The 21,270-nt window shown below is 55.5% G+C and carries 11 protein-coding genes; 7 read left to right on the forward strand and 4 right to left on the reverse strand.

The window, feature by feature from the left end; all coding sequences use genetic code 11:
• Positions 1–62: 62 nt before the first annotated feature.
• From ACGY09_RS20685 to ACGY09_RS20695, 3 genes are all read right to left on the reverse strand, one after another.
• The gene (locus ACGY09_RS20685) at positions 63–2,966 is read right to left on the reverse strand and encodes a c-type cytochrome domain-containing protein (protein ID WP_397569257.1); all 2,904 of its coding nucleotides are present in this window, start codon (positions 2,964–2,966) and stop codon (positions 63–65) included.
• A gap of 212 nt (positions 2,967–3,178) precedes the next feature.
• Positions 3,179–6,487: a hypothetical protein gene (locus ACGY09_RS20690; protein ID WP_397569258.1), complete on the reverse strand. Its 3,309-nt coding sequence runs from the start codon at positions 6,485–6,487 to the stop codon at positions 3,179–3,181.
• Between the two features lie 106 nt (positions 6,488–6,593).
• Positions 6,594–9,110 (reverse strand): DUF1549 and DUF1553 domain-containing protein, encoded by a 2,517-nt coding sequence (locus ACGY09_RS20695; RefSeq protein WP_397569259.1) that lies wholly within the window; start codon positions 9,108–9,110, stop codon positions 6,594–6,596.
• Between the two features lie 966 nt (positions 9,111–10,076).
• Between ACGY09_RS20695 and ACGY09_RS20700 the strand changes: the two genes are divergently transcribed.
• Together ACGY09_RS20700 and ACGY09_RS20705 are read left to right on the forward strand one after the other, a co-directional pair.
• Positions 10,077–11,354 carry an amidohydrolase gene (locus ACGY09_RS20700; RefSeq protein ID WP_397569260.1) on the forward strand — a complete coding sequence of 426 codons (1,278 nt, stop codon included), beginning with the start codon at positions 10,077–10,079 and terminating at the stop codon, positions 11,352–11,354.
• A gap of 111 nt (positions 11,355–11,465) precedes the next feature.
• The gene (locus ACGY09_RS20705; RefSeq protein WP_397569261.1) at positions 11,466–13,178 is read left to right on the forward strand and encodes a SpoIIE family protein phosphatase; all 1,713 of its coding nucleotides are present in this window, start codon (positions 11,466–11,468) and stop codon (positions 13,176–13,178) included.
• A gap of 307 nt (positions 13,179–13,485) precedes the next feature.
• On the opposite strand, the gene ACGY09_RS20710 is transcribed toward ACGY09_RS20705, so the two are convergent.
• Complete coding sequence (locus ACGY09_RS20710) at positions 13,486–13,986, reverse strand: hypothetical protein (RefSeq protein ID WP_373653032.1); 501 nt, start codon at positions 13,984–13,986, stop codon at positions 13,486–13,488.
• 416 nt (positions 13,987–14,402) lie between these two features.
• Between ACGY09_RS20710 and ACGY09_RS20715 the strand changes: the two genes are divergently transcribed.
• From ACGY09_RS20715 to ACGY09_RS20735, 5 genes are all read left to right on the forward strand, one after another.
• Positions 14,403–15,431, forward strand: coding sequence for an MraY family glycosyltransferase (locus ACGY09_RS20715; protein ID WP_397569262.1), 1,029 nt, complete (start codon positions 14,403–14,405; stop codon positions 15,429–15,431).
• Positions 15,432–15,448: 17 nt separating this feature from the next.
• Entirely contained in the window at positions 15,449–17,701 is a 2,253-nt protein-coding gene (locus ACGY09_RS20720; RefSeq protein WP_397569263.1) for an O-antigen ligase family protein, read from the forward strand.
• A gap of 135 nt (positions 17,702–17,836) precedes the next feature.
• Positions 17,837–19,045: a DUF1573 domain-containing protein gene (locus ACGY09_RS20725; protein WP_397569264.1), complete on the forward strand. Its 1,209-nt coding sequence runs from the start codon at positions 17,837–17,839 to the stop codon at positions 19,043–19,045.
• Between the two features lie 73 nt (positions 19,046–19,118).
• Positions 19,119–20,780, forward strand: coding sequence for a multiheme c-type cytochrome (locus ACGY09_RS20730; protein WP_397569265.1), 1,662 nt, complete (start codon positions 19,119–19,121; stop codon positions 20,778–20,780).
• 141 nt (positions 20,781–20,921) lie between these two features.
• Positions 20,922–21,236 (forward strand): DUF971 domain-containing protein, encoded by a 315-nt coding sequence (locus ACGY09_RS20735; RefSeq protein WP_373653037.1) that lies wholly within the window; start codon positions 20,922–20,924, stop codon positions 21,234–21,236.
• Positions 21,237–21,270: the final 34 nt, after the last annotated feature.

A 21,270-nucleotide genomic window follows, 5' to 3' on the forward strand; every position in this document is an offset into this window, starting at 1 on the left:
GACGAAGTTTGTTAGCAGCAGAAGTTCGTCTCTTGAATAGACTCGCATGAATCGATGCGAACCTAACGGACAATTGCCTGTGCGTTGTCAGCAGGTTGCTTCGGGGGCTCGAATTTGTAGAGTTCCTGCGCGTTCGTCCCATTCCAGACCCGCAAGACACCATCTTCACCACCTGCAATGGCGATGGCTTCGTCTCGAGTGACAGCGACCGAATAGACGTAATCAGTCGATCCAGCGAAGTTCCGGTAGTTTCCTCCGTCGTTCGACCGGTGCATCTTAACGGTCTTATCACCGCTTCCACTGATCAGATTGTCGCTGGCACCAATGTACTGAATCGTCGTGACTTGTTTGCTGTAATTCTGGATCGTGCGATGTTGCTCGCCAGTTTCCACGTTCCAGACCTTGATTGCGTTGTCAGCACCTGCACTGGCAATCCGACTGCTATCGGCCTTCCAGCTCACACCGAGAACATGGTGGGTATGCCCTTCAAACGAGCGAACCAACTTGCCCGTCGCGACATCGAATTGCTTGACGAATTTGTCAGCAGCACCGGAAACGAGGTACTTCCCGTCACTCGAAAAATCGAGAGCACAGACCGTATCACTGTGAGCCTCGGGGAACTGTCGTGCAATCGTTCGGGTCTCGACGTTCCAGAGGATCAGTTCCCCGCTTCTTGAAGGATCCCCGCCCCCGGTTGCGAGCAGTTTCCCATCGGGACTGAATGCCACCGACAAAACTCGATCAATCATCTGTGACCGTTCGAGACCGAGTGAATTGTCTGCAGGGCCCAGCGTAGCCAGCAGCTTCCAGTCAGGGTTTGCATCCCATGCCAGGACTTGTTTGTCATCTCCTGCCGCCACAAGCAATTTCCCGGGCCCCGATGCGACCAGACCGACGCCTGCGGCATGTCCAGTAATCTCTTCCAATGGTTTACCCGTGGTGCCGCTCCAAAGGCGGATGACGCCATCTTCACCTGCGATCGCGATCAAGCGTCCGTCATCGACATAGGCCACAGACTTCATCTGTTTGGCTTCGAGGGCAGGGAGGTCGGCCTTGGCCTGATTGAAGACGGTTTCGACTTCCTTGGCAGCAGCCGTCTCTGCATCGAAGACCGCCTTAACTTGCTTCTGCTGCTCATCAGCAGACTGTTGCCCTTTTTCAGACTGTGCCACCGTCTTAACCGCAGCATCAAATGCGTCTTGAGCCTTCTTGACTGCCTCAGTTTCCTTCGCCGCGGCAGCCTCTGCATCCGCCACCTTCTTCTTCAGAGCTTCGTCTTCCGGTTTGCCGGCAAGTTCTGTTTTCGCAGCTTCGACTGCTGCTACAGCGGTGGTTTCTTTTGCCTTGGCTTCTCCGAGAGCCTTTTCCATCGCATCCTTCTGCTCGATGGCCTTCTTCGTGGCTTCTTCACGTTCTTTAAAGTTCTTTTCAGCCGCCTTAAAGCTTGCATCCGCGAGTTGAACGCGCGACTTGGCGACCGTGTCAGCATCAGTCAGCTTCAGAATGTGTCGCTGGGCCGCGATATTGCCCTTCATTTCAGCGACTGGACTGCCATCAATTTTCCAAATGCGTGCGACGTTGTTCGCCCCCGCAGTGACAACAAACTGACCGTCGTTTCTTACGGACATCGAAACAATCGGTGCACCGTGGTTCGGAGCAGTGACCTGGGCCCCGGTTGTTGCGTCCCACACTCGCCACGTTGCATCCGCACTGGCGGAAACAAGCTGTGTACCTGCGGGAAGGACAACGGCAAGCGACGTCACTGGGCCGCCATGGCCTTTCAGTTCAACAACAGGGACGACCGGTTCGGCAGGCTTGTCACCTTCTGCAGGCTTCGCCGTGGCGAATGGAACTGCCCACCCGCGAATGAAATGATCACCCGCGTGTCCCGAATAGACCTTCGCGCCATCGGGGCTGATGGCGAGCGAAGTCACCTCGTGCGGGGTATTCAGCAGACCTGCCTGCTGTCCATCCGCAACGCTCCACAAGCGAACGCTCTTGTCAGATGAACCACTGAAGAGCTTCGTTGAGTCTGGGGAAAACTGAGTCGCCGTAACTGGTCCAGTATGACCCGCCAGAACTCGACGTGTGTTCGGATCTTTCAGGCTCTGCAGGATCAGAGAATTGTCGGCTCGCCCCAGAGCCACCCAATTTCCATCGGGTGAGACCGACATCGAGACGACGGCCTGGTCCTGAGGGAATGCGCCTCGCTGCTGATTCGGGAGCCGCTGCCAGAGCTTTACTTCCCGGTATCCGGCGGAAGCCAGCAGATTCTCCTGAGGATTAAATGCGAGTGCGTGTACAAAGTCACGATGAGCGGCCCCATGCGGGTAGAACTGCTTATCTCCCTGCTTGATTGTCAGCAATTGTGGATCCTGCAAGCGGGTGACATATTCGCCCGTAGCGAGATCGTAGAGATCGATCTGATTGGCTCGACCGCATGCCGCCCAGCGCCCCCAAGTCGACAATGCGACGCTGTAGATCGAGTTCATATTGGCAGGAACAGACTGCCAGGGAACTGTCACGTTCCCAGCGCTATCTCCAGCACTCGCTCCTTCTTCAATCCACTTCTTCAGAATTCCCAGCTCTTGCGGGGTTAAAGACGAGGCCGAAACTTTGTTCGGAAGGGGAGGCATTGCAGGTTCGGCTGCACGGGCAGCAACCTGGTAGATCAGGCTCTTCGCAACATCTTTTGGAACAACGGCGGGTCCTCGTTTTCCCCCCTTCAGAATGGAAGGGACATCTTCCAGGACCAGTTTGCTTTCAGGAATAGCCACATTGTGACAGGCGACGCACTTCTCATCCAAAATCGGCTGGACATCTTTTTCGAAGTCGACAGGACGTCCGAGATTGGCTTCTTCAGCGACAATCTGACCTGGTTTGGCCGCTTCTTCAGCATGACTCGGCAATGAGTATCCCAGCACGAGACAGACAGAAAGTGACGCGGCAGTGAGTAGAGAGCGCATAAAAACGCCTTGTGCAGATAAAGTTCGATTCATGAAGTCAGTACTACGATTCGTGGATGCAACGCAGGAGAACCTGTTCTATTCACACTGCTGCAGAGCTTCTCGTAGCCTTACGTTGGACCGATCCCCTGTGAGATCGATGATTCGGAGGGACGAGTCAGGCGCTATCTCATCTCTTGTTCAATGACCGCTGGGGGGGTACCCAAGCCAGACTACTTGACAATCTTCAGGGTAATTGGCTGATCCACAGCCGCTTCCCCATCAAACTGCGACGTCGCCCGAACAACCATATTGGCTAATGCAGCCTCAGCAGCATCCGCGGCAGCTTCGATCACCAGAGTCCCGGCAGACTGATCCGCGGGAATTGTCACTGGTTCTGCCTTCACCCCCCCCACATTTGGAGGGAGTGGCAGAGTCAGGGTGACCGGACCAGCGAATCCGTTTTGACGTTTGATCTCGCATTTAACTTCATTTCTAGCCCCCACTTTGACATTTCCGCCGTCGGCAGGTGCCGCAGACAGAGTGTACGGGGCAGGTTTGACAGTAATCACGATTGGCGTCGTCGTCGGATGGAAGTTCAGATTCGCCGCTTTTGCGTACGCATCTGCCGCTTTGAATTTCTGATCCGCTGCTCCTTTCGCCGCCGCAATTGATTTACTCTTTTCATCCAGAGCCTTCAGCTCGGCTTCTGCTTTGGCTCTGGCCTCTTCTGCACTTTTTGCTGCGGCTTCCGCTTCGATTCGCTGCTTTTCAGCCGCAGTCTTTGCCTCCAGGGCAGCCTTGGTCACTAGCCGAACTTCTGCCAGCTTTTTCTCAGCTTCCGCTTTTACACTGGCGTCATCGCCAGCATTTTTCAGTGTTTCTGCCGCGGCTTTTTCGTTGGCCTCTGCGTCCTGAACCGCCTTGAGCGACTGGTCTCGGGCATCGGTCAGCTTCTTGAGATTCGCAGCATCATCCGTGGCTTTCTGGACCGCGGTATCTCGAGCAGCAGTGGCCGCTTTAATCGCCTCTGCGACTTCGTTGGCAGCTTGCTCCAATGCGGTGAGTTCTTCTTTTGCCCGATCCGCTTTTTGCGGGTTTTTCCGGTACGATACTGCGGCCTGCCCCGTCAAGTGGGTCACGTATGTTCCGACAGGCGTATTGGGTGGAACGAAGAAACGGAACACCTCCTCAGACTTCTCTTTCGGGATGGGCTTATTTTCAATCTGGACGTTCGGCGGCTGCCCCTGAACGGTCAGGTTCACAGGCTGGTCGAAGCCATTACGACGGGTGACCACCACAGGAACAAGAATCTGCCGACTGTGATTTACATCGATCCGATGAACATTCGTTGTCAGCTGGAAAGGAGCAAGCTCTTCCATCACCGACAGTTCGATTGACTGGGCGAGGCGAGCGTCCCCGGGGATATTCGGCTGAGGTGCTCCCCAGACGACGGTACCATATCGGACCGGATGACTAATTTCCCGAGCTGCGGCGACTTTCGCAGCTTCGGCTTTCGCCAACGCTGCATTTGTTACCGCGACCTTCGCCTCTGCGGCGGCTTGAGCGTCAGCCAATGGCTTAACTGCCGCGGCTGCCGTTGCCACGACACCTTCTGCGTCTGCGACCTTCTTCTTCAGCCCTTCGTCGTCAGGCTGCTGGGCCAGTTCAGCTTTGGCGGCCGTGAGCGCCTGATTGGCTTTTGCCAAGTCTTCTGCTGGCTTAGCGAATGCCTTGCCCGCCGCACCAAGTTCATCCACGGCCAGCTTGGCAGCGTTCTGAGCAACGGTGAATGCTTCGACCGCAGCCGAGTCTTCGAGTGTCGCCTTTGCGACCAGACGAATGGTACCCGCCCATGCGGGTGTGTCTTCTGCCGATTTGAAGACCAGAATTCCACTGGCAGGTGCGACTCCGATACTGATGTCGGGACATGTCACGCCGGGAGGCAAGCCCTCTGCGGACACAGTAATCGGACCAGCAAAACCATCGCGACGAAGCGCAATCACGTGAATCGGGAAGTTGTCTCCGCGTCGCAGATTGATCCCTGACGGAGCAGCCTGACGAGGACCTGGAGGAATCAACGTCGTTGCAACTGCCGCAACACGGAAATCAGGAGCGTCCTTGCGAAGGATCAACCGATAGACGCCCATGTCTTGCTTGGAATTCCCGTATCTCTCTCGCAATGTAATGCGGTACTGTCCGTCGGCAGGTGCCAGGAACTTCACCACGTTGTCATCATTCAGCGTGTCGAAAAGATTGGCAAGGGGATTGTTCGGATCGTCGTCCAGAGCGCTGATGCGCGTGAGCGACTCTTCACCTTTTTCGTTAACCTTGACCTGATCGATGACCAGCACAGGATCAACTGCCGCACCGGCCCGGTGAGCAATCACTTCGATCCAGAATGCGTCTTTGGCCTTCGCATCAAACTGGTAACAGTCGACGTCGCCTCGCTTCTGATACTGACCCGAGATTTCACCGGGGACGACAATCTTCTGAGCGATCGATCCATTATCATTCGGCTCGACTTCTATCGTGGGAACCGTGTTGCTGAACTGAATCATGACCACATTCGATGGCCCCGTTGCAGAGGAGATCGAATAAGGGAAAGCATCAATTCCTGCGGAAAAGGGTTCCAGAATGGTCTTGGGATCAAGAACATCAGGAGTGGAGGGGACCGCAATATTGACGACCACCTTTTCCAGTGCTCGGCCCTGTGGATCAAGACCGGCGGGTTGTCCTCCGGGCAAGTTTCGCCCGTACAGCGTAAACGGACTCGTCGTTCCAGGAACGCCTGCGGCAGGAATCACGAAGTCGATATAGGGACCGGTTGAGATCGTCAATCGATAGGGAAAGTCTTCGCCACCTGCATAAGTGAAGTCGTAGACTTTCAGAAAATACTCTCCGTCTACGGGGACGGTTAGATCAATCAGTGCGTCCTGACTGACGAGATTTTTCCGGGCGAACCCAAGTCGCTTTCCGCTAGCGCTATAGATTTCCAGGGCGGCATCCAAACGGGAATCCAGCCTGCGGGAGACGCAGTCCATCAGCAATCGCTGTCCCGCTTTTGCAGGAAACTTATACCAGTCAATGTCGGTCGCCCCTGTGATACGAGCATTCACTGTCTGGTTCACTTCAATCGCAATTGCTTGCTCGCGTGCGTTGTTGGGCTCGGTCTCGATGAGTTCCTTCAAGGCACCGACGATGAATGTCCTCGGATTGCTGATCCCGAAGAATCCGACGGTCCGGACTTCATACTTCCCCGGGGGAACATCGGCAGCGACAGAAACCTGGAACAGGTTCGGGATCGGTACTTGCTTACCTCCGACATCGTGCGTCTTCGGGGCCACGGTGATGCCGGGGTGATTGAAGACGAGAGTCGTAATTTCTTCCAGATCAACGCCGCTGGTCAGCGTGACATCGGTTACCGTGCCAGCCTGACCTCCGGGAGGGAACAGTGCTGAAAGCCGGGTAGAGGGAAGCTGAGCGTTGACGATCGTCGTGGGAATCACGAAGCAAATCAACGTGAGGATGACTCGTTGCATAGGAAACCGGGCGACGACTTTCACATCTCGCCTTTCGTATAAACAGAGGCAGTTCGATTCGGGACGGCCGCCAACTTCGGCCGTCCGTCATTGCCGACATCAGGGATCAGTGATTGAACAGGAATTCCTTCGAGTTAATCAAAGCCCAAACGATGTCTTCGAACGCCACCTTGGGGTTTTCCTTGTGTTTTTCCAGGTGAGCCAGTGCGATCTGCATCTCTTCCTGATCAGGCTCGCGGCTGTAGACCCAGCGATACAGTTCTTTGATCTTCGCTTCTGCTGGAAGATCTTTATCGTTCGCAAACTTCGATGCCCGGCCATTCCCGTCGGCGATCTTGTTCTGAACTTCGCTGCTGTTCAGCAGGTGCAGGCTTTGAGCCAGGTTCGCTTCTTGCGACCGTTCGCACTCACATGCCGTGTCTGCTTGTGGCTGTCCGAATACCTTCAGGAAGTAGGGTCCAATGCTCGCGTCCGGCAGTTGGATAGCCCGGGTTCCGGAAGGAAGTCCGTTATAGGCCTGGTTCGTTGAAGTGACCTGATGGAAGGCATCGTAAAGAACTTCCGCGGTCAATCGCTTTGGATAGTACCGAGAGAAGTTCTGCTTATCCTTCAGGTTGTACTCGTTTGGTAAAGAGCTCAGCTGGTATGTGGATGAGTTGCAGATCGTTCGTACCAGTTGCTTAATATCAAACTTACTGGCGATGAAGCTCTGAGCAAGGTTATTGAGCAGTTCCGGGTTCGCCGGGGGATTGGTTTCACGCATATCATCTTCAGGCTCGACGATGCCGCGGCTGAAGAAGTGCTTCCAATAGCGATTCACCAGGGATTTGGCGAAGAACGGATTCTGTGGATCGGCCATCCAGTCAGCCAGCAGGGCTCGTGGGTCGTCTTCGGGACTGACGTTGTACGGCTTGCTACCAAGACCGGTTGGAGGGAGCATTTTGCCCGTTCGTTCGTTACGAGCCTGGGCAGGTCCCTGGTTATCGATGGTGAAGATTCGCTTGTCGCGCAACGTATTGTTGCCACCGATGATGTTTTTCCGTCCGATACGGCTGAAGAAAGCGGCCATACCGTAGTAGTCGTCCTGGCTCCATTTCTCAAAGGGATGATGGTGGCAGCGAGCGCATTGAATTCTGAGACCCAGGAACAGCTGAGAAACGTCTTCCACTTGTTCATTCGGTTGATCGACTTCGCGATACCAGGCAACCGGGGGACTATCATCCGCACTGCCGGAAGCGGTCAGAATTTCTCGTACGAATTGATCATACGGCTTATTCTCATAGAGACTGGACCAGATCCACTTGTGGAATCCGTATGTTGGAGCCAGATCGTCATTAGCCCGTCGTTTGTTTCGCAGAACGAGGTTCCATTTGTTTGTGAAGTAGTCTGCGTAGGCTGGCGAATCGAGCAGCTGATCAATGATATTCGCACGCTTGTCAAGATCGGTACTCGCCAGGAAGGCCGAGACTTCCGATTCCGTGGGCAGCGTACCCGTGATGTCGATGTAGACGCGACGCAGGAAGGTCCCATCGTCGCTGACGGGGGATGCAGGGATGCCGAGCACGTCCAATTTGGCCACAACAGCGGCGTCGATGAAGTTTTTCACGGGCGGCTTCTCGGCGATTTCGGCACCGAGAGGAATCGTCGAGCGGAAGACAGCAACCTGTCCCTGGTAGCGCGCCATAATGGCGACTTCACCCGCCAGATCCAGAGTCTTGACCAACCCCGTGACGTTGACTTCTGCCATTTCGGGATCATTTGGTTCATACAGCGCCATACGAGTGACGTCTTCGGTCGACCCGTCGCTGTAGACAGCCATGACGGTGATCTGCTGCTCGGAGCTGCGATCCATCACGCGGCTTTCGGGAATACACTTAATGCCAACCACAAATGGGTCGGTAGGATTGCCGTACGGCATCCCTTGCTCGATCCAGCGGGAGATCAGTCGGTACTCGTATCCGTCGACTTCCATCCGCTTGCCGCCGCCGTGCGGAGATTTCCCAACGGGCTTGGTGAGCAGCAGGCTTTGTCCGGGTGAGGAGGGGAAGATTCGGCGGCCGCGGCCTTCCTTGACCAGGAATTCATGGTCGTCTTCGGGGTAGAACCCGAGGAGAGAGAGCTTAAAACCATTCTGTCCACTGGCTTTACCGTGACACCCCCCGCTGTTGCAGTTCAATTTCGTGAAGATCGGGGTGATCTGGTTGGGGAAGTTGACAGGGATATCGTTAGCAAGCCCGGTTACTTCGACAGCCAATTCTGCCGTGAGACCCGAGCCGATCGCCTTGACGATCGCCTTGCCGTCCTTGAGTGGAGTCATATGCCCGACCGAATCGACTTGAACGATTCCTTCAGGTTCGATCTTGTAATCCACTTTACGGGTGTAGTCGCGCATCTGGCCACTGGAGTAGATTCCGGTGGTGATCAACTGCTGCCGCCCGTCGCGACCTCGCAGCAAGATCCCTTTCGAGTCCACGTTGGGTTCAAGCTGCAGTTTGATTAACTGCCCGGGATCTCCCAGACCTTTGGGAGGAGCGGCATTAGAGAGTCCCGGCGCAAGCAGCAAGGCACAAAGAGCCAGAGAACCTGCAAGCCAGCGGCAACAAACAGTGGATGGCATTCTCATGAGGTCTTTCCCGGAAGGGATGCGGTTTTCAGCCTGTTTCGATCAAGTTTTTCGTGTCGATCCAGACTGCAAGGAAGGCGTCGTCGTCGTGGAATTAAAGGCGGGCCGGTCAAGCGGAGTGTCAACAACCCAACATATCGACCGTGATTTGTTTGTCAAGCTGTTCAGGTTGTGCGAATTAGACATTTGGCGATCATAACAGGTCGAATCTAACGTTTTTGGCATTACCATCCAATCTCCAGCCCTACGGCCTTCCGAACACCATTCCCGATGGCGATCGGGGAATGCCCGTTATGCTGCGGAACTCAGTCGAAGCTGAATTGCGGAGAACGCCTTGCCAAAACACATAAACTTTTACAAAAAAACATCTTACAGAGACTAAAACTGCAGAAACACAACCGCGCGACGAAGCGACAGATCTGTGGCGCTGGGCTACATCCTGGCCCCGCGAACGCCTCGAGAATCGGGAACAGTGCAGGGGACGCAGTAATTCAGACCAGCCCCTGGAATCGACACATCATCCCGGCTTCTTCTGACCCGCAGAAGCAGGCTCCATGACTCGCACCGGCAGCGAAGAGAATCGTTCAAAACGTTTAACGGACAACATCAGCCGGGTAATTGGCACGTCCATTCTTCGAGCCCTTGACCATTGGGACCGCGAGCAGGTTCCCACAATCCGCGTTCGCACTCGCGGCACAGACCCAGGCACGCGGAGGACGGAGCGCGAACGAAGAATCCTGCTCCACAGCCACTCACAGACGGCCTGCCGGAAGGGGACAATTAGAGTTAACCGCTTACCCCAAGAATTGATATGCGGTCGCGACTCAATCTGGACACCTGGACATTGCCGGGGATTGCGCTCTTGGCAAAGTCTGTCTCTGGCGGTGATTGCATCCTGAGATTGCACTCGCCACACTGGTTCGCACATCGGAGCCTGAAAATTTGTGCCGTGATTGGAACGTGAAAATGTCAGAGGAACTGGTTGGTCGGATCTGTGCCGAATTGACAAAGATCGTGCTGGTCGACCCTCACACGCACATCAACCCACATGCCCCTGCGTCCACGACGCTCGCGGACATCATGGGCTATCATTACTACACCGAACTGGCTCATTCCTCGGGAATGCCCAAAGCTCTGATCGAAGAACCCGGCCTGGACCCCAAGACCAAGGTGGGCCGCCTGGTGGAATCATTGCATCATCTGGACAATACAGTCCAAGTCAGTTGGTTGGTCGAGCTTTGTCGCAAGTTTTTCGGTTTCCAGGACAACCGTATTACTCCCGCAAACTGGGAATCGCTTTACGACAAAGCCGCGACCGTGATGGCACAGCCTGACTGGGAGGACCAGTGCCTGAAACAGTCGGGAATCGAGCGGGTCTTTCTGACGAACGAGTTCGACGATCCTCTGACCGGCTTTGACACAGCTCGCTACATCCCATGCCTGCGGACCGACGATCTTGTGTTCCACTTCACCAACCCGGCTGTGAGAGAACGTCTGACGAAAGCAACGGGGATCGAAACGACGAACCCCGAACGAATCCGACAGGCCATCGGTAAGCTGTTCGAACACTTCGTTCGGCATGGGGCAAAAGCGTGCGCAATCAGCCTCCCACCCAGCTTTGCCCCTCGCCAGCCTTCGCGCGGCGACTTGTCTGAAACCAACTTCCTAACCTCGTTCCTGGATCCCGACTCGACGACCAAAGACGTCGGTCAAAACTTCGTCTTTTGGACGATTGCCGAGTTCTGTGCGGAGTATCGACTTCCTTTTGATCTCATGATCGGGGTCAACAGGCGCGTCTACCCGTCGGGGGTGTATCAGGGGCAGGATCTGTTCGACCAGCGAGTCTCGTTAATTCAGTATAGAGAGCTCTTCAACGCCTTCCCGCAAGTCACATTCCCTGTCTCAGTCCTGGCTCAGGCCAGCAACCAGGAACTTGTCAGCTATAGCTGGATCTTTCCAAACGTGGTCACCAACGCTCACTGGTGGTATTCCAACATTCCGGCATACATCGAACTCGACACCCGAGCTCGACTGCAGGCCGTCCCGCGCAACAAGCAGGTTGGTTACTACAGCGACATGTACAAGCTGGAATTCGCGTGGCCGAAATTCTCGATGTACCGGCAATGCCTCTCACGAGTTCTCGCTCAGGATTTCGTAATTGCACGAAAATGGAGCGAGAACGAAGCAATTTTGCTCGGAAAACAGCTTCTTCGCGGTAACGTCGAATCAATTTTCAACGTCTAAGGGACCTAATCAACGAGCGCTGCTTTCGCTACCGATGCATCGAACGTAGAATCCTCACCGCTCGAGATTCCGTTAACAGGCTACCGTCTCAAAACGTTTCAAGGCCGGAACATGGCACAATTAATCCTCCTCCTCGACGGTGAAGCGACAACGCTGGAACTCACCTCTGACGAAACGATGCTCGGCCGAGATCCCAAGTGCACACTGGAAATCAAGTCGGGGATGGTTTCGCGGCGACATGCGCGTGTCCTGAAACAAGACGGAGAGTACATCGTTGAGGATATGGGCAGCGGGAACGGCACCTACGTCAACGGGAATAAGCTTGTCGGTCCAAAAGCCATTAAGCATGGAGACCGCATTAAACTTGGGCCGGTCCTGCTGCGGTTCGAAAATCCCTCCGGCGCGTCGGTTTCACCTCTAACCGGGCCTGCGCGTCCGGCGAACAGCCGCATGCCGAGCGCAGGAGCAGGCAATCCGAGCGGCACGGCAACAACATTTACTGTCGAACTCAACGACGACGATGAATCATCGCTGATGACGGGTAAGGCCAGCGGCTTCGGCAAGCTGGATGTGAAGCCGGAAGCCAAGCTGAAAGGTGTTCTGGAGATCAGCCGTGCCTTAGCAGGAACCTCGGACCTCGATTCGCTGCTGCCGAAGATTCTGGACACACTGTTTAACATTTTTCCGCACGCGGATCGGGGCTGCATTCTGCTCCGCGATGACACTCAATCAAAGATGATTCCCCGCGCGATGAAGCATCGTCGGGCGGGTGATGACGAAACAGTGAAACTCAGCCGGACCATTCTCAGCAAAGTTCTGGAAGAGAAATCCGGGATCCTTTCGTCCGATGCAACGAATGACTCGCGTTTCGAAGCAAGCGAGTCCATTGCCAACCTGACGATCCGGTCGATGATGTGCGTTCCGATGTTGAGTCTCTCGGGCGAACCGATGGGTGTGATCAACATCGACACCCAGAACCCATTCAACCAGTTTCGTGAAGAGGACCTTGACCTGCTGATGGCGGTCGCCGGTCAGGCCGCGATGTCCTACGAACAGGCAAAACTACTGGTAACGGCGATCGAGAAGCAGAAACAGGACAAGGAAATGGATATCGCCATGGGGGTGCAGCGATCGCTGCTCCCCACGGCGTTGCCAGCAGCAGATGGCTGGGAGTTTTTCGCCTCGTATGACACGGCTCAGGCTGTCGGCGGCGACTACTACGACGCCTTTTTTGTGGAAGACGGCAAGAAAGTCTGCCTCGCCTTTGGCGATGTCGCAGGGAAGGGGGTCCCCGCCTCGCTGGTGATGTCTCGCATCGCGACTGTGGTCACTAACGTCATGACCTTCGTCGGGGACGTTCGCGAGGCGATCCACCGAATCAACCATCAGATGTGCACGCGCGCCGTAGAGGGACGCTTTGTCACGTTTGTATTGTGCGTCATCGACCTGACCTCGGGCGAAATGACGATTGCCATCGCCGGACACATGCCCATCATGATCCGCAAGACCGACGGAACAATCATTGAATTTGGGGAAGAAGCCATCGGAGTGCCGCTTGGCGTAATGGAAGATTTCCCCTACGACGTGCTGACTCGCACGATCGAACCGGGCGAAACCTGCGTCATTTATACCGACGGGGTCAGCGAAGCGATGAACCCTGAGAACGAACTTTACGGAGTAGACCGACTGCGGGAATTGATGAAAGCCAGTACAGGGGGCCACGCCGACGCTCTGGGCAAAGTCATCCTGGGAGACGTTCGCAAGTTCGCCAACAGCCGCCCCCAGAACGACGACATCACCATTATGGTCTTCGGCCGACGCTAAATTTTTCCCCCGTCGCATCGTGGGTTAAGTGCCAGGAAGTTGTCGGCTCAGAAACTGTTCGAGAACAAGGCTGGAACCAGATAGGCCGTGACGGGCGAGTCCCCGTCACGGTTTTCGCCGACGCCAACGAACTGCGAGAGCCACAAGACAGCACGTTTGGCGATCTCGGCTTGCACGAAACGGCAGGTCTCCTGAGCCAAGCACCGTGTGTCCCATCACAAAGTCGACATGCAACACGCCTTTTCCGGCTTTCGATGCCTGCCGACGGGGCAGTCCCCTCATCGAATTCTCGAACAACGGTGGCCAATCACCGGGACCGGCCACGAATCTCGGCACCTGTCCTGGCTTGCAGGAGGGCAAAGTTGGCTTCGAATTGTTCCTGGTTGAAACCTTGCCACGCGGGAATCTCGCGACCTTTTGCCGTGATCAGCCAGATCTCGTAGGCACCGCCGAGTGCCGGAATCAACATGTCAAAGATGAAACCAAAAACGTACTGAAGCGGACCGAGCAGCAGGAACGTCCAGATCCCGGAACCGATTGAACTGTATTTCGTTTCGACATAGACCACGCCCGGCAGATTGCATTTCTGCGGTTTCAAAGGGAAGTAGGCAAAATAGAGCTGCGTCTGAAATCGGTCGCCGTTGATCGACGACACCCGGTAGGTCCCGGTGAGCGCCATCGGCAGGATGCAAGCCACGAGTCGAAGCCACCAGACCATGTGGGGAACAAATACGATGGGCAACAGCAGCACAACCAGAACCGCGATGCGAGGCCCCAGTTTCACTTCGGGTGGTAGTATCGTTTCCATAGTCTGTAACCATCCGAACGGTCAATTCCCTGCCGACGCGTGAACAGCATATTCAAACGCCGATTGATGCTAACCGTGCGTTGCTCAGACGACCACCGAACGGCGGTGCCGCAAGGATCAGTCCCTTCAAATACGCTGAATTTTCGACAAAGAAAAAGAGCGCGTGATCCCATCGGACGAATTGCCCGAGAACTCGCTTTCGGCCAACTTCGTCACCTCTCGGTCTCGCGCAAGTGATTGGTCCTCGTGCAGAAATTGAAAGGCGAATAAATTCTTTCAAACATTTACTTTAACGCAGCGTAAATGAACGAGCTTCGACCGTTTTTATTGCCTACGGAACGACCTGACACATGTGGCCGTTGATTGCTGGTTGCCTGATATCCGCCTTTGCGGTCTCTTTCCTCATAACGGGCTTGATGCGTTGGGTTGCTCCACGGATCGGCCTGATTGATAAGCCAGCAAGTCGGAAAGTCCATGTCATTCCGACGCCTCTCGGGGGAGGCGTCGGAATCTGGTGTGGAGTTGTCATCCCACTCGTTGCGGCACAAGTCTTGATTCAGCTTTGGCTGCATGAACCACCTAAATGGCTCCCCCTGGAATTAGCTGAGCACCTCAGCGGAGCAGCCTATCGCGCTACCGAGCTATGGGGAGTCGTTGCAGCAGCAACAATTCTTTCCATCACAGGGCTCATCGACGACTTTCGCCCTCTCTCGTGGAAGCTGCGAATCGCACTGCAGTTCGGAGTGTCGGCCGCCGTCGTCATGTCAGGCGTACGCGCATCGATTTTCCTGATCTATCCCTGGATGGGGATCTTGTTGTCGATCATGTGGATGGTCGTCCTGGTGAACTCATTCAATTTCCTTGACAACATGGATGGTCTTTCGGGTGGGATCGGGCTGATCACCAGCACAACTCTGGCGGTCATGATGCTGACGAAACCGGGGGACCCTCACTGGTTCGTCGGCGGATTTTTTCTGATCGTGGCGGGATCACTGATGGGATTTCTCTGCCATAACTGGTCGCCGGCCCGCATTTTTATGGGAGACGCCGGCAGTTACTTTATCGGCTTCAGCATCGCCTGCATGACCCTGCTGGGGACCTTCTACACTCCCGCAGACGAGAGTCAACACGTGATTCTGGCGCCACTCTGCGTTCTCGCCGTTCCTTTGTACGATATCTCTTCGGTAGTCCTCATTCGTTTGAAAGAGGGCCGCAGCCCGTTTCAGCCCGACAAAAAGCACTTTTCACATCGTCTTGTTGCATTGGGACTTACCAAAGAGCAAGCCGTCTTGACAGTACATCTGACGACGATCATCACGTCACTGCTGGGGCTGACTCTCTATGCTGTTTCGACGTGGAATGCAGCTGTGATTGTGGTGGCCTGTGTCGGTTGCATCCTGCTATTAATTGCCATTCTGGAAGCGGCACCACGTGATCAGCCCTAACGGACATGGGAATGGGAATGGCAGACAGTCGAGCAGTTCGAACGGCGGGATCCGCAACGGGGGGGGCAGCACGACACCCGGGAACGACTCGCCTGGAAAAGACAATCCGCTGGCTATTCGCGGGGTGGGTGCTGGTTCTCTTTCTAAGTCGCTTTTTCTACGTCGCTGAATCCGCCGATCAGGGAGACACCCTGTGGATCGTTGCGGGCTGGATAACCGCCGCACTGGGGTGGTCCCTGCTATCGTGGATCTGGCCCTCCACACAGTTCCAACTCGGCTGGCTGGGAGTTGGTGTCGCTCTGTTATTCGGTGGCGAGGCCATTTCCACCCTCCAGATCGTCCTGGGGTCCGGCGATCAGCGAACGGCCATTAATCTCGCTTGGGAAGCTCTGGGGGTCGTGATTGCCTGGTTCATCCTGCACCAGCACTGCGGAAGTTTTCAATTCCGTCGCGAACTGCTGGCAGCCCTGCTCGCCACAGGAGTTACCTCGGCGGGGCTGGGCCTGTACCAGCACTATGTCGACTTTCCGCAGATGGCAGCAAAGTACGCCCCCTTATTTGACAGACTCAAGCAGGCAGATCCAAATAAAGCGGCAAGTATTCGTAAGGAATTGGCTTCGGAGAATATTCCGACCGACGGCCCCGCACTGATCCTGTTCGAGAAACGGCTGAGGGACAGCCGAGAACCACTCGGTTTCTTCGCTCTGGCAAACTCATTCGGCGGATTCCTCGCCGTTAGCCTGATCCTGGCGGTGAGTGTCGTCGCGTCCCGAATTCGAGCCGGCAATCGCTGGAGCGGAAAGCAACTTACTCTCTGGATCGTGGTCTTCCTTGTGCTCGGCTGGGCGCTGCTGCTGACGAAAAGCCGCACGGCGTGGTTGGGCACGGGGGCTGGCCTGGTGTTGCTGATGCTGCTTTCCGGCCGCACCCTCCTGACCGTTCGGGGCCTGCAGTATTGCGTTGGTGTCGGAGCGTTTCTGCTGTTTTTCGGATGGGGACTGACGATGTTCGGAGGGCTTGACCGACAGGTGCTCACCGAAGCTCCCAAGTCACTGCAGTACCGTTTGCAGTATTGGCAGGCGACCACCCGGATGATCGCCGATCAGCTGCTTTTTGGTGTTGGCCCCGGACAGTTTCGCAGTCACTACCTCCGCTATAAGTTGCCGGAAGCAAGCGAAGAGATCGCCGATCCCCACAATCTGTTTCTGGACGTTTTCGCCAGCGGCGGAATTGCGTCGTTCCTCGGTCTGGTGCTGATTGGCGTCGTCCTGTTTAAGGATTTGGGAACGGAACCAGAAACGGAAGCTCCTGTCTCCGGCGCTAATCCGCAGTGGGGAATCCTCCTCGCCTCAATAGCCGCCGTGGCCTGGTTGCTGCTATTGCTCAGCGGTGCGGACGACCGTTTGCTGGTCGTATTGCCTGTCGCAATGGGTCTGTTTTGGGGCCTGTGCCGTGTACTCGACGGAATTCAGGCGGAAACCTCACTGCTGCGAGCCGGCTGGCACGCAGCGGCGTTTACGCTGATGTGCCATCTCTGCGGGGCGGGGGGGATTGGAATGCCAGCCATCAGCCTGCTGCTGCTGACGTTAATTGATTGTGGCACGGTTCACCGTCCCGGTTTACAGAATTCGATGCGGGGGAAAGTCGACATCCGCTGGCTGCCGTTGAGCGCTTTCAGCCTGCTTCTCCTGTGTGGGCTGATAACGACGGGAATTCGCCCGATAAGTATCACGCAGGCAGCACTGATGAGCGGAGATCGTCTGGTCACCAAAGGCCAGTTGAGTGCCGCCGAGCTGGAATACCGGAAGGGGGAGCAGGCTGATGGCTGGTCGAGCGAATCGACGCGGCGGCGTGCGGAACTCTCATATCGCCAAGCGGCGGCAGACCATTTCCGGTCCAACGAATCATTTCTGAACGCCGTACAACTGTTGAATGACGCCAAACGGCGAAATCCGACGTATTTTCGAGATGACGTTCGACTAGCGGAATGGTGGATGGAACGATGGAGGGCGTCGCAAAACAGTAAAGATGCCGCTCAGGCGGTGGCCGCTTTGGAACGAGCATGGGATCGTTACCCTACCAATGCGATTTTGATGTCCGAGCTGGCAATTGCCTGTCAACGGGCGGGGAAGCTGGCTCAAGCAAGAGAGGTCGCCGAAAAGGCTCTGCGGCAGGAGGCCATCAACCGCGAGTGGGGGCATGTGGACAGGTACCTGGAAGAATCCAGAAAACGTGAGCTCGAATCCCTGATCGGGGAGACCGCATCGTAAAGTCCTATAAGGCATCACCCTGAGACTCGCCGAATTGCAGCGCGAGCTTTTTCGTTTATACTTCGCATTGCGACGCTGAAGGCGCGCGGCACACGACAGATAGTCGCCCTGCGAAAAATCAAAGAGGTCCCATCTGTGAAACCGTTTTCGATTGTATTGTCCCTTGTTCTGGGATTGGGTGCACTCGCCCTGATCGTCTGGGTCGGACGTTTTGGTGGTGCACTTCCCGTTTCAACTTCGACATCGCCGGAAACGAACCCCAGCGAGGCGAAACCGGCAGAAGAAATTCCTTTGCCCAAATCGGGCCCTTTCGGCAAAGCCGAGGTGACTGAGTCAGAATTCAACTTTGGTGTGAAGAATGTCGGCGACACTGATGAGCATGTCTTTTCCATCAAGAACGTGGGAGAAGGGGTGCTTCGCTTCGAAATGGGCAAACCGACCTGCCAATGTACTTTGGGCGAGATCACCAAGAACGGTGAAGCAGTTGAGAAGAAGGGCGAGCTTGCTCCGGGTGAGTCAATCAGCATCCTGGTCAAGTGGGTCATGAAGAACCAGATGGAGAAATTCCGCCAGACGGTCCCCGTCATGACGGATGACCCGGACCAGCGAAAAATCGAACTGGCAATCACCGGCATGGTTGACCAGGCGGTCCGCATTTTCCCGGAAGGGCAATGGGACTTTGGCGATATGTCGTTGACCGAGCCCTCAACGGCCGAAGGATATATCGGTTCCAAGAGCCTGACCGGCTTCACAATCCAGGAAATGCCCCGCGATAACGCTCGGGCAAAAATTACGTGGGAACCGGCAGACGAAGAGACACTCGCTCCTCATCAGGCGAAAAGTGGATACAAGATCAAGGTGGAAGCAGGTCCTGATGTTCCCATTGGACGCTTCCGGGAAACGATTCGCCTGCAAATTATTCCAACTGACAGCAGCCAGGCAAACGACGATCTGTTCGTCAATTTTGGCGTGATCGGGCGGCGAGGGGGCCCCATCGAAATTCGTGGGGTGAACGGTGCCAATTTCAATGTTGACTACAACCGCCTGCACTTCGGGGAATTCCCGGCTTCCAGTGGAAAGAAAGCTAAAGTAACCTTCTTCGTGAAGAACTTTGATGAAGAACTGGTGCTGCAGGCCGTTGAGCCCTCCGATTCCAGAATCAAGTTTACGTTTCCGGAAAAAGGAAAGGTCTTCGGGAAATCCAAGAGCTATCAGGCGGACGTGGAAATTTTGCCGGGTCCTCCAGGGAAGCATCGTGACAACGATGCCAAATCCTTCAAACTGAAGTTCAATCACCCCGAAGCACCTGACTTCAATCTTACTATCGATTATCACGCCACGTGATTGACCACGGGTTCCAGGAGGGAATGTGATGCAAACAATGGCCAGACGACATTGTCGTTCTTGCGTATGGACAATGATGATGTCGTTGAGCGTCCTGTTTGCAGGATGCCAGCCCCCGAACTCGGGACCAGAGCAGTCGAGTCCCACACCGACATCGGAAGCACCGAAAGCGGACACCCCGACGAAAGAGCAGAGCGAGGCCGTCACCGCTTCTCCAAAGCACGAACCGGCGGTAAAGCCCCCCAAGTCTGGGACCTCGAACTCCGACACAATCGCAGCCAATTCGACGAAAGACCTTGCCGTCGAGCCTTATCTGAACGGCTGGGATAAACCTGCTGTCGCTTTCCTGCTGACAGGAGAGCAACATGGGTATCTGGAGCCGTGTGGCTGCTCGGAAACTCAGTCGGGGGGCATGGCCCGCCGCGCCGACCTGGTTCGGATCCTCACCGAAGAAAAAGGCTGGGACCTCGTCGGTCTGGACGTAGGAGGACTCCTCAAACGCTCTCGACGTCAGGATCAGATTAAGTTCGAGAAGCTCTTCGAGTCGTTTCAGAAACTGCACTATGCCGCCGTCGGTGTCGGCCTCGAAGAACTGCGACTGGGGGCGGATTTTATCCTAACCCGGATGCCGGGGGATCCGGACGAACTGGCGAAGGCGACAGCACTCGTCTCGGCCAATGTGGTCTTGTTCGACCAGCCGGAGCTGGGTTGGCCAATTCCCTACCGACTCGTGGAAAAGAACGGCGTGAAGATCGGAGTCACCTCGGTCTTTGGTCCCAGTTTGCGGGACCGCGTCGCCCCGGCGGGAGTGAGTACCAATATCACCATTGTGGAACCTGAAACCGCACTGCCACCTGTCATTCAGGCACTGGAAGAGGCAAAACCTGATCTCATGGTTCTGCTGTGCCACGGCAATGAAGCCGAATCGATGCAGCTCGCCAAAGCTTATCCCCAGTTTCGCATCGTTCTGGCAGCGGGTGGATTTGAGGAACCCGATGGCAAGCCGATTCCCGTCGGGGACTCATGGGTGCTCCATGTCGGAAGCAAGGGAAAACGCGTCGGCGTGCTCGGCTTCTATCCCGACAACAAAGCACAGCCGTTCCGCTTTGAGCTGATTCAACTGGATAAGGATCGCTTCAAGAATGACCCAGAGATGCGCACCATGATGCAGCATTATCAGCAGCAACTGGAAGACGAAGGGATCTCGACATCGGAAGAGCTTCTGCTACGACACCCATCCGGGTTCAGCTATGTGGGCGCTGAAAAATGCGGCGACTGTCATACCAAGGCGTTCGAACACTGGAAGGAGACCGGCCACGCGCTTGCCTTTCAGACAATCGTTGAAGGCCCCTGGCACGAAGATCGCGCCGCAGAGAAAATTGGCTGGATCAAACGGCAGTTCGATCCGGAATGTCTCTCCTGCCACGTGACCGGTTGGCACCCGCAAGAGATGCTGCGTTACGAAAGCGGCTATGTCTCAGAGAAGTTGTCATCACACCTGCTGGGACAACAATGCGAAAACTGCCACGGTCCGGGGAGTGAGCATGTTCGACTGGAAGAAGGATCCGCGTCGATGGACGAGTTGGCCGCTGGCCGTCAATTTGTTCGTCGTACGCTCGCTGAGGCCAGAAAAACGATGTGTATCGAATGTCATGACCCCGACAACAGCCCCAAGTTTACCCCTGAGCGGTTTGACGAGTACTGGGACCAGGTCAAACACCCCTTCAAAGACTAGACTTTCCAGAACCAGCATCACACCGTTCCACGTAGTCACACTCGCCCGCTCATGAACTTCTCGCACAGAGACCTAAGAGCGGGGTTCGCCATCGAAACCAACACCTGGCGGACGAACTGATCTCACCCTGAAAGAACAACCGTGACTGACATTGGTCCGCCGCAATCACTTCGTGCGTTGAAGGATGCAGGCGTATTTGAAATTACCTGGGCGGACGGTCGGGTCTATCGCCCACCATTCAAGCTAGTCCGTTTCGAATGCCCCTGTGCTCAATGTGTCGACGAAATCACCGGCGTCAGACTTTTGCGTCCGGAATCGATCCCCGATGATATTCACCCCATCGAACTGGGTTTTTCAGGCAACTATGCACTGAAAGTCGTCTGGAGCGACCAGCATGGCTCAGGGCTTTTTACCTGGGACCGCCTCCATCGTATCTGCGTCACCAGTCAGACGTAGGACTCACACGGTACCCAGTCCAACTCAGGGGCAG

This window comes from Schlesneria sphaerica, assembly GCF_044336245.1.
Taxonomy (GTDB): Bacteria; Planctomycetota; Planctomycetia; order Planctomycetales; family Planctomycetaceae; genus Schlesneria; species Schlesneria sphaerica.